The organism is Chitinophaga sp. SYP-B3965, from assembly GCF_009647655.1.
Taxonomy (GTDB): Bacteria; Bacteroidota; Bacteroidia; order Chitinophagales; family Chitinophagaceae; genus Chitinophaga.
This window is the reverse complement of record NZ_WJFD01000002.1, coordinates 361818-373262: the sequence shown is the minus strand read 5'-3', so window position 1 is coordinate 373262 and position 11445 is coordinate 361818. Positions and strand designations below refer to the sequence as shown.

Annotated in this window: 14 protein-coding genes; 8 read left to right on the top strand and 6 right to left on the bottom strand. The window is 45.7% G+C overall.

Annotation, left to right across the window (positions count from 1 at the left end; all coding sequences use genetic code 11):
• Positions 1–23: 23 nt before the first annotated feature.
• On the bottom strand, positions 24–815 hold the full coding sequence (locus tag GFS24_RS15620) for an MBL fold metallo-hydrolase (protein ID WP_153660768.1): 792 nt from the start codon (positions 813–815) through the stop codon (positions 24–26).
• A gap of 105 nt (positions 816–920) precedes the next feature.
• Between GFS24_RS15620 and GFS24_RS15615 the strand changes: the two genes are divergently transcribed.
• Positions 921–1352 (top strand): DoxX family protein, encoded by a 432-nt coding sequence (locus GFS24_RS15615; protein WP_153660766.1) that lies wholly within the window; start codon positions 921–923, stop codon positions 1350–1352.
• Positions 1353–1387: 35 nt separating this feature from the next.
• On the opposite strand, the gene GFS24_RS15610 is transcribed toward GFS24_RS15615, so the two are convergent.
• From GFS24_RS15610 to gcvT, 3 genes are all read right to left on the bottom strand, one after another.
• Complete coding sequence (locus tag GFS24_RS15610; protein WP_153660764.1) at positions 1388–2113, bottom strand: 2-phosphosulfolactate phosphatase; 726 nt, start codon at positions 2111–2113, stop codon at positions 1388–1390.
• A 10-nt stretch (positions 2114–2123) separates the two neighbouring features.
• Positions 2124–2597, bottom strand: a complete 474-nt coding sequence (locus GFS24_RS15605; RefSeq protein ID WP_153660762.1) for an SRPBCC family protein — start codon at positions 2595–2597, stop codon at positions 2124–2126.
• A gap of 81 nt (positions 2598–2678) precedes the next feature.
• Positions 2679–3767, bottom strand: a complete 1089-nt coding sequence (gene gcvT, locus GFS24_RS15600; RefSeq protein WP_153660760.1) for a glycine cleavage system aminomethyltransferase GcvT — start codon at positions 3765–3767, stop codon at positions 2679–2681.
• Positions 3768–3921: 154 nt separating this feature from the next.
• On the opposite strand from gcvT, the gene GFS24_RS29460 reads away from it, so the two are divergent.
• The 5 genes from GFS24_RS29460 to GFS24_RS15575 all read left to right on the top strand — a co-directional run bounded on the left by GFS24_RS29460 (position 3922) and on the right by GFS24_RS15575 (position 9490).
• Positions 3922–5544 (top strand): M20/M25/M40 family metallo-hydrolase, encoded by a 1623-nt coding sequence (locus GFS24_RS29460; RefSeq protein WP_153660758.1) that lies wholly within the window; start codon positions 3922–3924, stop codon positions 5542–5544.
• Positions 5545–5562: 18 nt separating this feature from the next.
• Positions 5563–5946, top strand: coding sequence for a hypothetical protein (locus GFS24_RS15590; RefSeq protein WP_153660756.1), 384 nt, complete (start codon positions 5563–5565; stop codon positions 5944–5946).
• Positions 5947–5967: 21 nt separating this feature from the next.
• The gene (locus tag GFS24_RS15585; protein WP_153660754.1) at positions 5968–6660 is read left to right on the top strand and encodes an NUDIX domain-containing protein; all 693 of its coding nucleotides are present in this window, start codon (positions 5968–5970) and stop codon (positions 6658–6660) included.
• 135 nt (positions 6661–6795) lie between these two features.
• Entirely contained in the window at positions 6796–8205 is a 1410-nt protein-coding gene (locus GFS24_RS15580) for a nicotinate phosphoribosyltransferase (RefSeq protein WP_153660752.1), read from the top strand.
• 166 nt (positions 8206–8371) lie between these two features.
• On the top strand, positions 8372–9490 hold the full coding sequence (locus tag GFS24_RS15575) for a polymerase (protein ID WP_153660750.1): 1119 nt from the start codon (positions 8372–8374) through the stop codon (positions 9488–9490).
• A 65-nt stretch (positions 9491–9555) separates the two neighbouring features.
• Here the strand turns inward: GFS24_RS15575 and GFS24_RS29340 are convergent, their stop codons facing one another.
• Positions 9556–9687 carry a hypothetical protein gene (locus GFS24_RS29340; RefSeq protein ID WP_256379082.1) on the bottom strand — a complete coding sequence of 44 codons (132 nt, stop codon included), beginning with the start codon at positions 9685–9687 and terminating at the stop codon, positions 9556–9558.
• A gap of 147 nt (positions 9688–9834) precedes the next feature.
• Here GFS24_RS29340 and GFS24_RS15570 point away from each other — a divergent pair, with 147 nt between their 5' ends.
• Together GFS24_RS15570 and GFS24_RS15565 are read left to right on the top strand one after the other, a co-directional pair.
• Positions 9835–10425, top strand: coding sequence for a type 1 glutamine amidotransferase family protein (locus GFS24_RS15570; protein ID WP_173003094.1), 591 nt, complete (start codon positions 9835–9837; stop codon positions 10423–10425).
• A 42-nt stretch (positions 10426–10467) separates the two neighbouring features.
• Positions 10468–10740: a hypothetical protein gene (locus GFS24_RS15565; RefSeq protein ID WP_153660746.1), complete on the top strand. Its 273-nt coding sequence runs from the start codon at positions 10468–10470 to the stop codon at positions 10738–10740.
• On the opposite strand, the gene GFS24_RS15560 is transcribed toward GFS24_RS15565, so the two are convergent.
• Positions 10721–11419 (bottom strand): DUF4377 domain-containing protein, encoded by a 699-nt coding sequence (locus GFS24_RS15560; RefSeq protein ID WP_153660744.1) that lies wholly within the window; start codon positions 11417–11419, stop codon positions 10721–10723. The genes GFS24_RS15565 and GFS24_RS15560 overlap by 20 nt on opposite strands.
• Positions 11420–11445: the final 26 nt, after the last annotated feature.

The following is an 11445-nucleotide window of genomic DNA, read 5'->3' as shown; positions in this document are numbered from 1 at the left end:
AGGGGGCTGTTTGCGGGTATCGGTTATTCATAGATCTTAAGATACCGTTGCACGGACCGTTTCATCACGGCAGTGGCATCCTGCCGGATACTGAGGCCAAAGGCCCCATGCATCACATTGTATTCCAGGAATTTAACCGCAGATGCAATGGCCAGGATATCTTTTTTGGGCAGGGGTATGTTGTTAGGATAACTGTACATGAAAGAAACGGTTGTTAAATTGGGGGATACCTGGATGGTATCTCCCACCAAAAGTGTTCCTTCACCTACCGGCCAGTGTAAAATGCAGGCTCCGGGAAAATGTCCTCCGCAGCGAACGATCTTGATCTGATCCCATAAAGGTTCCATATCGCCCTCCCATAAACGCAGTTTATTATTTTTGCGGCCCAGCCAGGAGGCATCTTCTGCATGAATATAAATATCTGCCTGGAAAGTTTCGCTCCATTCCACGATAGTGCTGAAATAATGGGGGTGGGAAAGTACGATGGCTTTAATTCCTCCCAGTTTTTCAATGATATCGATGGTGCTCGGGTCCAGTAAAGTAACGCAGTCCCATAATATATTCCCGCCGGGACTTATTACCAGGAAGGCTCTCTGCCCGATGGCGAATTTTGGCGCGGTATAAATGGCGTAGAGATCTTCCGAGACCTTTTCTATGATATTACGGTGCTGTTTGGAAACCTCTTTGAGGGTTGTCCAGCTTTGGCCACCGGGGTTTACATATTGCCGGTCGTCCTCACAAATAGGGCAGTTGAGCGGTGGCGCTGTGTTTGCTTCATATTGCACGCCGCAGGTGGTGCAGATATAATTTGTCATACTGCTGTGGGTTTATTTGATATTACTAAAATAGTGCAACTCAAACGAAAAAATATCCATTGAGTACAGGGTACCTCTGCTATTACCTTTGTATAAATTAAATCTATGGCATATTCAAACTCTATTGGAAGCTCAAAAACCCAGGAACTGGGATTATTAATACTTCGTGTTGGTGTCGGGGTGTTGTTCTTTATTTTCGGATGGCAAAAGCTGGCAGCCGGAGAACAAATGTGGGCTGGTGTGGGCAGTGCCATGAAATTTGTAGGCATTAGCGCATGGCCTGTTTTCTGGGGATTACTGGCTTCCATATCTGAATTTTTAGGCGGATTGTTACTGATCTTCGGGTTATTTACCCGTTTTGCATCCATTCCTTTAGTTGTTACCATGATCGTGGCCACTATACTTAAGTTTGGCCTTGGTGGCACACTGTCAGATGCTTCTCCTGCTATCTTTGCTTTACTCGTTACCATTTTCTTTTCATTGAACGGTGCGGGCAGTTATTCAGCAGATAATTTCCTACGACTTAAAAAGATTTAAACATAAAAAAGGCGCGGTTAATAACCGCGCCTTTTTTATTTCTCTTTGATCAGTTCGCCATTCCTCAGGATGGGCAGAATATTAGCACCATCTTCGGTCAGGCAGTATTTGATATCTTCTTCCAGGCCGTAACGGGCCAGGCGTTGAAAATGCGATGCTTTTTTCATGAAACCAAAAAGGTCTCCTTTGGCGCTGTGGTACAATGTTTCAGCAGCAACGGCAGAATCGCAGTTCACGTCGAAATGTTCTTTGATCCGGCTTACTACGGCTCCTGCAAACAAAGTGTCTTCCATATTTACGCGGTCTTTCCAGGCAGCGCAACCGAGGATCACATTTTGCCCCTGAGAGATGAGGTATTCGCAAACGGCAGAGATGTTAGGGAAAGATCCGGTGATGATCTGTACGGCATCTTTGGCCATGTGCAAAAGTTTGGTACCGTTGGTGGTGGTGAGCACGAGTACTTTGCCGCCGATGAATTCATTCGGATATTCAAAAGGTGAATTACCATGCAATAAACCTTCGGCAATTTTACCATCCCGTTCTCCGGCTGTGATGGCATCCAGCTGGCGGCCGATGCTTACACATTCTTCCACAGTGGCCACGGGGATCACTTTTGCGGCACCATTATATAGTGCGGTGCAAATGGTGGATGTTGCGCGTAAAACGTCTATAATTACAACGATACTGTTCTTAACATCGAACAAATGAAGAAGGGCAGGAGAAAGACATACTTCCAGCCTTGGTTTTGTTATCTCGGTCATTCTTTATTTTTTAATCAAGGATCACACGCCACTTCTCACTCTCTGCATATTCCTTGATGATATTGTTACGCAGCGTTAACAGCCGCTTCATGTATTTTCTGAGATAGAGTTTTTCAAACCAGCGGCCAATGCGGCCGTAAGGTGTTCCGAACTCCATGATATCTATTACTACTGTTCCATTAGCAATCTCGCGGAAAAAGTGTTCGTGTTTCATGAAAGTGAAATCGCCGTCTACCATTTCATCGCAAAAATAATGGTTCTTCTGCATGGCCGTGATCTTCATGGTGAGCTGGCGCATCTTATTCAGGTGTTTTGCCCTCCATGTAACCGTTTCGTCATATTCGATCAATCCACTGGTCCTTCCTTTGATGGCCTCTTCTTTTAAGTGTTCCATACTGCGTTTGTGCAGTGTGATACTCCTGCTCAGGTCAAATACCCTGTGCAACGGAGCGTGAATTACCGTGGTAAGATGAATAAGCGGCATAGCATTTAAAGATATGGTACTAAAGATGATAGGTTTCAATAACGCTGCCCTTTCCTGCTAAATTGTACGGCTTTTTCCTGTTTAAGACAGGAATGGCACCTTGGAAACTTTCGCTTTCAGGAGCTTGTCTCGCACTGCAATATAAACTTCTGAATCCAGTGTTGCAAAGTCTGTTCTCACATATCCCAATCCTACTGCTTTCTGGAGGGTGGGGGATTGCGTGCCGGAAGTAACCCTGCCGATCACATTGCCTTCTGCATCTTTGATCTCATAATCATGACGGGGAATACCTTTATCTATCATCTCGAGGCCTACCAGCTTTTGTTTCACACCTTCTGCCTTGATCTTTTCAATGATGGGGCGGGCGGTAAAATCTTTTGTGAACTTGGTGATCCAGCCCAAACCTGCTTCCAGGGGATTGGTGCGGTCGTCAATATCATTTCCGTAAAGGCAGAAACCCATTTCCAGGCGGAGGGTATCCCGGGCACCAAGACCAATTGGTTTGATCCCCTGAGCTGCGCCTGCTGCAAAAATAGCGTCCCAGATCTTATCTGCTGCGCCATCCTTGTCTTCAAAATATATTTCAAGACCTCCGGCACCAGTATATCCGGTGGCGCTGATCAGTACATTTTCCACTCCGGCAAAAGTACCTTTTACGAAGGTGTAGTATTTAAGATTGATAACGTCTTTATCTGTTAAGGTTTGCAGGATGCTGGTGGCTTTAGGGCCCTGGATGGCCAACAGGCAGGTATGTTCTGAAATGTTGTGCATTTCTACCCCTTTGGTGTTGAACTGGCTGATCCAGTTCCAGTCCTTTTCTATATTACTGGCATTCACTACCAGCATGTATACTTTATTCTCTTCTATACAATATACCAGCAGATCGTCTACAATTCCGCCTTCTGCATTGGGGAGGCAGCTGTACTGCGCTTTTCCTGGTGTGAGTTTGGAAGCGTCGTTACTGGTAACGCGTTGAATGAGGTCCAGGGCGTTTTCTCCTTTGAGAATGAATTCACCCATGTGGCTTACGTCAAACACACCTGCACTATTACGCACTGCTGCGTGTTCATCATTAATACCGGTATAGGAAATTGGCATGTTATACCCTGCAAACGGAGCCATCTTTGCGCCCAGTGCGATGTGTTTGTGTGTAAACGGCGTGTTCTTCATTTTTTGGTGTTTTGTTGTAACTCATTTCAGAGCCCGGCAAATTTAGTATTTAATTTCACTATAAAACAAAGGGGGGTGCTTAGCCAGACATTCCTATGATAAATACCACTTTAGGTCATAGATTACCATTATTTTTGCTTCAAATTACCATGCAGTGAAAAAGTGCTACCTGTTACTCCCGCTCGTTTGTATTACGCTGGTTGCGTTCCCGCAAAAGAAAGCAGATCGAAAAACCGTCAGTAACCTGCAATTACATGTGGCTTACCTGGCCAGTGATAAGCTGGAAGGGCGTCGTACGGGTTCTCCGGGAGAAAAACTGGCCTCCGCTTATATTGCGGAACAGATGAAACTGGCGGGCCTGAGCCCTAAAGGGGAGGAGGGGTACCTGCAGACTTTCATCGTGCGGGAGGGTAAAGAACCTGGCGCCAATACAAAATTTAACATTAACCACCAGGCTGTTAACCCGGAACATTACAGGCCGCTGCCCTTCAGTGCGGCAAAAGCTGCCAAGGGAGAAGTGCTGCCCGGGGTAAATGAAATGGATAATGTATGGCTGGATAATGTGAAGACCTGGGATGAAAAGGTGAGTCCGCATGCTTCTCCGATGGAGTTATATATTAAAAAGACCAAAGAGGCTAAAAAGAACGGGGCCACAGGGATTGTATTCTATAATGGCCCGGAAGAATTCAGTACGGTTACCCGTTGGCTGGATGAAAAGTGGGAACCCTTGCCCATTCCGGCAGTATGGGTAGGACCGGAAGCCAGCAAAACCCTTTCTGCAGATGATGCCAATGGATTCCAGATAGAGATGCAGGTGGATTTTAAACCCAGCAAACGTACAGGCACGAATGTGGCAGGTTATATTGATAATGGTGCTGCCACTACAGTTGTTATTGGTGCGCATTATGATCATTTAGGGTTGGGAGAAGATCACAATTCTCTTGCGCCCAATGAAAAAGCCATTCATAACGGAGCAGATGATAATGCCAGCGGAACCGCTGCCCTTCTGGAATTGGGACGATTACTGAAGGCTTCCAAACTGAAAAACAACAATTACCTGCTGATTGCTTTTTCCGGGGAGGAACTGGGGCTTTTTGGCAGTAAATATTATACAGAGAACAGTACGATCGATATCAGGTCTGTGAATTACATGGTGAACATGGATATGGTGGGGCGGCTTAGTAATGATAAAGGTTTGCAAATTGGCGGTATTGGCACTTCTCCTTCCTGGACAGGTATCCTTAAAAGCAGCCTGCCTTCCATGTTAAAAGTAAGTTATGATTCTTCCGGAACCGGGCCTTCAGATCATACTTCTTTCTACCGGAAAGATATTCCTGTGCTGTTCTTTTTTACGGGTACACATGCAGATTATCACAAGCCCAGTGACGATGCGGATAAGATCAATTATGACGGAGAGCTTACGGTGATCAAAGCGGTGTATGAGATCATTGAAAAAACAAATGCACAACCCCGCCTGGCCTTTACCAAAACCCGTGAGATGCAGATGGGCCGCAGTACCCGTTTTACGGTAACATTGGGGATCATGCCGGACTATACTTATAACAAAGGAGGTGTGCGGGTAGATGGTGTTTCTGATGGCAAACCTGCCAGTAAAGCAGGTTTAGCAACGGGAGATGTGATCATTCAGCTGGGCAGTATGCCGGTGCAGGATGTGGAAAGTTATATGGGCGCTTTATCCACTTTTAAGGCAGGCGATCAGACCACGGTAAAAGTTAAACGTGGGAAAGAAGAGAAAGTATTTGACATCCGTTTTTAATTTTTTATAACTTGCATCATGCGTTACTTTATCCTTACACTGGCGGTGCTTGCTGCGTGTAACCCTACACGTGAGAAAACGGACACCACCAATTATGATGTGATCAGTGAAAAATGTTTTGTGATGCGGGAACATCCTACTGTAACGGATAGTCTCGTAAATGCCAGCAGAGAGCTACTGGTGCAGTATTTGAAAGAACAGCAGTTTCCGGTGCGGTATATCAAAAAGGACAGTTTGATGTTCCGCCGGACGAATGGATTACAGGTAGACCTGGTGCTGCCAACACCACAAGATGCCTGGGAATCCAATACCATCATTGTTTTCGACCCTGCTAAAAATCCTTTGTTTGTGAACCTTCATAAAGGCACAGCACAGGTGGAACAGTACATCAAAGAAAAGTAACTCAGTAAAAATTAGTATCCCTTGCCAGTTCATCAACACATCAGGGTGACGGCGGATGCCGTTGTGCTCCGTTTTAACTCTAAGGAAGGCATGATGGTGCTGCTTAGCAAACGCAGTATCCCTCCTCACATTTTTAAATGGGGGCTCCCCGGTGGTTTTGTTCAGAATGACGAACCCCTGGAAAACGCAGTACATCGTGAAATCCGCGATGAGACCGGGCTTAAGGTTAATTACCTGGAACAATTCCAGACTTTTGGTGCTCCTAACCGAGATCCGCGTGGCCGAATTTTATGTGTGGCACATGTAGGACTGATCAAACCTTCCGGCGCAAAACTCACGCTGGGTGCGGGAAACAAAGAAGCACGCTGGTATCCTGTAAGGGAATTACCGCAAATGGCTTTTGATCATGCAGAAGTGATTGCTGCCGCGCTGGACCATCTGCGTTTGCGCTTCCGGCATGAACCCCTCGCTTTTGAACTGCTGGATCCAAAATTCCCGGTTTCCGAACTGGAGAAACTCTACGAATGGTTATATGACCGGATGGTAGATCGCCGGAATTTCCAGAAAAAGATCCACGGATTGGGTTTACTGACCACGCAGCAGGAGAAATTAAAGCATCCTTTACAAGGCCGTCCGGCTCAATTATTTAGCTTCAACAGGGAGAAATTTTCAGAATTACAGGAAAAGGGTACTTTTATCGAGATCTTCTCTTAAGTTATTGATGATCAGGTTTTACAGGCGATTTACACAAATAACATATGAAATTTTGACGAAATATCAATCTTTTGTGTCCGTTTAACAACAAACGAGCTGAAAGCCTTATCTGCATTGAATTCCTTATTTTAGCGTATGGAGAACCTCATTTTACTCGCGGACGCCTATAAATACTCCCATCATAAGTTATATGTTCCCGGCACCAGTCGTATTTACTCCTATCTGGAGAGCCGGGGAGGGATGTTTTCTGAAACGGTATTTTATGGTTTACAATATTTCCTGAAAGCTTATTTAGAAGGTCCGGTGATCACTGCGGAAAAGATCAGGGAGGCATCTGAGATGTTGCCGGAGGTATTTGGCAGAACGGATGTTTTTGATCCTTCGCGGTTTTTACATATCCTGCAAAAACATGATGGCCATTTGCCGGTGCAGATTCGTGCTGTGCCTGAAGGAACGGTTGTTCCGGTGAAAAATGTGCTGATGACGATTGAAAATACGGACCCGGCCTGTTACTGGCTGCCGAATTTTTTGGAGACATTATTAATGCAGGTTTGGTATCCTAATACAGTGGCTACGCTTTCGCGGGAAATTAAAAAAGTAGTTCGAAAGTACTTTGAAGCCACGGCCAGCGGGGCTTCGCTGGCAGGTATTGATTTTGTGCTAAATGATTTTGGATTTCGTGGTGCTACCTCCGTAGAGGCGGCAGGGTTAGGAGGGAGTGCACATCTTGTAAATTTTTCTGGTAGTGATACACTGGTGGCATCTACGTTTGCGAAAAGATATTATCATGCTGCTACAGCCCCCGGGCTTTCTATTCCGGCTACAGAACATTCCATTGTTACTTTATTGGGAGAAGAAGGAGAAGCGAAGATCTTTAAACATGTGCTGGATACTTTTCCGGAAGGGACGATTGCGTGTGTGTCTGATTCTTATAATATATTTCGCGCTTGTGAGGAATACTGGGGCACTTTGCTGAAAGACCAGATACTGGCCAGGAAAGGGACTTTAGTGATCAGGCCGGATTCAGGTGATCCGGTGAAAACTTTGCTGAAGGTGTTTGGCATTCTGATGGATAAGTTTGGATTTACGCTGAATGAAAAGGGTTATAAAGTACTGCCACCGCAGGTTAGGGTGATACAAGGAGACGGGATCAATTTCCAATCCATTGGGGAGATCTATGCTGCTTTGCAACAGGCGGGGATCAGTGCGGAAAATCTTGTGCTGGGCATGGGTGGGGCTTTGCTTCAGAAGGTGAACAGAGATACGCAGGAGTTTGCGTTTAAGTGTTCTTATGCGGAAATCAATGGTGAAGGGGTGGATGTTTGGAAATCTCCGGTGGAGCTGGATGCTGCCGGGGAATTGCGGACTTCGTTTAAAAAGTCTAAGGCCGGGAGGATGAAGTTGGTTCGTGAAGCTGGTGGGTATAAAACGGTGGGTTTGTATGATTTTCCGGGGTTGCCGGATGTGCTGGAGACGGTTTTTGAGGATGGGAAGGTGTTGCGGGATCAGGGGTTTGAGGAGGTGAGGAAGAATGCCGCGATCTGATGAACGGTTGTTATTTAGAAAGTTTAGAATTGAATTAACAGCTTGTAAGAAAGTGTTAAATCATGTCCATTAAGGCTTTGCAGGGGTAGCGGACTGTTCGTACCTCGGGAATTTTTTGCATATTGCGGTGATGCGTAAAACCATTTCGGCACTATCTCTTTGTTTTTTGGCTGGTTCGGGACTGAAGGCACAGGATTCTCCTCTACCGGATTCTATTCCGGCGCGCAGGAATAGTCTGTTTCCAATACCAGTGATTGGTTTTTCTCCTGAAAAAGGTTTTGAATTCGGCGTAGCGGCACTCTATTCTTATTATGCAGATAAAAAGAACCCGTCTCACTTAACGCGGAACTCCACTGCCAGCATACTTAGCACCTTCACCACCAATAGTCAGTTCAAGTTTGATGTTCGTTTTGAAAACTGGACGAAGGACAATAACCTCCATATAAAAACAAACTTCCGGTACCATAATTTTCCTTTTTACTTCTATGGTATGGGAGATACTACCCAATATAACAACCGCTCCCTTGTGGGGAATAAACGGTATAAGCTTTCCCTGGAAGCAGAGAAACGGGTGACCAGTCATTTTTACGCGGGGCTTTCTGTGATGTATCAGCATGACCGTTTCACTGTCGATGAACAGAAAGGGGTTTACCCTCTGGCAGACCTGCAGGATAAGGAAGGCGGGTATGCTACTTTCCTGGGCGTTACAGGGGTGTACGACAACCGGAATAATCAGAATTACTGCACCGCGGGGACTTTTGTGAGGGCTAATGCTTCTTACGCTCCTTCGTTTTTAAGCACACATCCGATGTGGCGCTTTGAACTAAAAGCCAGTCATTTTATACCTATTTCTGCTAAAAGCACCTTGGGGTTAAATGCTTACGGGCATTCCCTGCAGGGCAAAACATTGCCTTTTTACCTGATGCCGGAAATGGGGAACGATAATATTATGCGGGGTTATTATACCGGCCGGTACCGTGATCAGAATTACCTGGCTGCACAGGCGGAATACCGTTACCTCGTAGACCCTAAGAAACACATTAAATTCTGGTTCATTGATATGAAGCCCACCTTTGCCCTGGCTGGTTTTGCCGGGACAGGGACGGTGTTCAAGAATCAGGGATTTAGTACTGCTGGGTTAAAACCCAATTATGGGTTGGGGTTGCGTTATTTCTATGATAAAGCAGCGCGGATCACTTTGCGGGTGGATTATGGATGGGGAGAAAAGAGGCCGGGGGAGAAACGGCAGAGCGGGTTTTACATTTCTTTGGCTGAAGCGTTCTAAACTCATATAAAAAAGGCTATTCGTTCTCACGAATAGCCTTTTTCAAATATTTTGACCTTGTCTAATTAGCGTTTTACGTACTTCACCATTGCATACAAAAACATCAGGCTAAACAGGATGATGAAAAACCAGGCACCATAGTGGCCTATTTTATTGCCGAGCTCATAACCGGAGCTGAGTAAAACGTTCAACAACATGATATACAGTTTTAAGATATTTCAGAGGGCAAGTTAGCGCTTTATGCTTAAAAAGCCAATGAGTTTCCTCATATACTTCTTTTTTCTACTGACATAAGGCTGTCATTACCCGGCAGGACATTTGTGTTATCATTAAAAATGAGTGTTATGAAAAACAGACTTTGTTATCTCTTTGTATTTGATGGATATTCTGATTGGGAACCGGCTTTAGCGGTTGCTGGTTTACAGCAGTTCACTGATTTTGAAGTACGGACTTTTTCTCTTGATGGGAAAGCGGTTACTTCCGCGGCGAATCTTACAATTACGCCTTCCCTTTCCCTGGCGGAATTAGATACGGCAGACCTTATTGTTATTCCTGGCGGGGCAGCATGGTCTGAAGGGAGGAATCGGGAAATCACACCTTTTGTCAAAAAAGCACTGGCGGAAGGGAAAACGGTGGCGGCTATTTGTGATGCTACTTTATACCTGGCGTCCGAGGGGTTTCTGGATGGGATCAAACATACCAGTAATGACCTGGGGTTATTGAAAGAAGCGGTGCCTGGTTACAAAGGGGAGGCTCTTTATGAGCCTAAACCGGCGGTTGCGGATGGGCAGGTAATTACGGCTAATGGGACGGCTGGGGTGAGTTTTGCGCATGAGATCTTTAACCACTTTGGGGTGTTGGAGCAAAATGAGCAGTTTGCTTTCTGGTTTGGGTTCTTTCATAAGCCAGAGTTTTTGGCTTTGCGGGAGGTATAGGTTGGCTATAGGATCCTTATAGGATGGTCCTATCTTGAGCCTATGTCAAGGATTGGAATGTATGGAGCATGCCGCGCAGCAAAGGGCGGTGTTTTTTCTTTTTTTGGGGGAAGGGGGGCTTTTTCGGGGCGTTTCTGGAGCGCTTTGTTTTTTTTTTCAGGAAAAGTGTTTCAGGAGTATTCTTTAGGGGGGCTTTATTTCCCTTTTCTGGGGAGGGTTTCAGGAGTATTCTTATTTTTCTTCTTCTGGGGAGGGCTTCCTTATTTCCCTTTTCTGGGGCGTTGCTGGAGTACCCTTATTTTACCTTCTTTTTAGAAAGTACTTCTGCCAGCTTGTACTCCCAGGCACCTACATCCTGGATAAGGGGATCGCGGGGGATGCGGTTTACTTTTAGCTTGTAGAGGTTTCCTTTCTCAAAGGTAAAGCTGTCTATGGGGGCTGAAAGGTTGTCCCATTTAGCGTCCGGGAGTAATTTATCACCGTATACTACTTCGTAACATTTCGTTTTGCCGAATCCGGGGCCGCGATCGCATTCTGCTTCGCTTTTTACCCAGATGATCAGTTCTTTTGTGGTGGCGGCGGGTTTTTCCTTTTTTACGAGGCTTAATCCGTCTGAACCGTAATCGGCTCCAATATAGAGGAGGCGATCACCATCCTGTTTAAAGGTAAGGGAATCTTTTTCAGGATTGCCGCTGCCTACGGTTACTAAAGTGATGAGGTATTTATTACTGTCCTGGGCGATCCAGTTGCCCATTTGTATGATTTCCGGAGTGCTGTTCAGGTAATCTGTGATCATTTCCGCATCGTTCGTGGATTTCAGCGTGAGCCCTATTAATCTTCCGGGGGAAGAGGCTGCTGCCAGGCTGGCTTCGTAATAACCTTCCGGAGATGAGGTTACTTCCACGCTATCTGCGGAGGCTGCGGATTTAGGTGCATTCTGGCAAGCGGCAAAACCTAGTGTGCCAATGCATGCTATCAGGAACAGTCTTTTCATATCGTTTATAACACTTGAAAAAGGAT

What these genes read in the sequence shown, in the direction of transcription:
- GFS24_RS15580 (WP_153660752.1), top strand. Translation starts at nt 6,796, where the DNA reads ATGGAGAACCTCATTTTACTCGCGGACGCCTATAAATACTCCCATCAT.
- GFS24_RS15590 (WP_153660756.1), top strand. Translation starts at nt 5,563, where the DNA reads ATGCGTTACTTTATCCTTACACTGGCGGTGCTTGCTGCGTGTAACCCT.
- GFS24_RS15565 (WP_153660746.1), top strand. Translation starts at nt 10,468, where the DNA reads ATGTCAAGGATTGGAATGTATGGAGCATGCCGCGCAGCAAAGGGCGGT.
- gcvT (WP_153660760.1), bottom strand. Translation starts at nt 3,767, where the DNA reads ATGAAGAACACGCCGTTTACACACAAACACATCGCACTGGGCGCAAAG.
- GFS24_RS15570 (WP_173003094.1), top strand. Translation starts at nt 9,835, where the DNA reads ATGAAAAACAGACTTTGTTATCTCTTTGTATTTGATGGATATTCTGAT.
- GFS24_RS15615 (WP_153660766.1), top strand. Translation starts at nt 921, where the DNA reads ATGGCATATTCAAACTCTATTGGAAGCTCAAAAACCCAGGAACTGGGA.
- GFS24_RS15620 (WP_153660768.1), bottom strand. Translation starts at nt 815, where the DNA reads ATGACAAATTATATCTGCACCACCTGCGGCGTGCAATATGAAGCAAAC.
- GFS24_RS15610 (WP_153660764.1), bottom strand. Translation starts at nt 2,113, where the DNA reads ATGACCGAGATAACAAAACCAAGGCTGGAAGTATGTCTTTCTCCTGCC.
- GFS24_RS29340 (WP_256379082.1), bottom strand. Translation starts at nt 9,687, where the DNA reads ATGTTGTTGAACGTTTTACTCAGCTCCGGTTATGAGCTCGGCAATAAA.
- GFS24_RS15605 (WP_153660762.1), bottom strand. Translation starts at nt 2,597, where the DNA reads ATGCCGCTTATTCATCTTACCACGGTAATTCACGCTCCGTTGCACAGG.
- GFS24_RS15560 (WP_153660744.1), bottom strand. Translation starts at nt 11,419, where the DNA reads ATGAAAAGACTGTTCCTGATAGCATGCATTGGCACACTAGGTTTTGCC.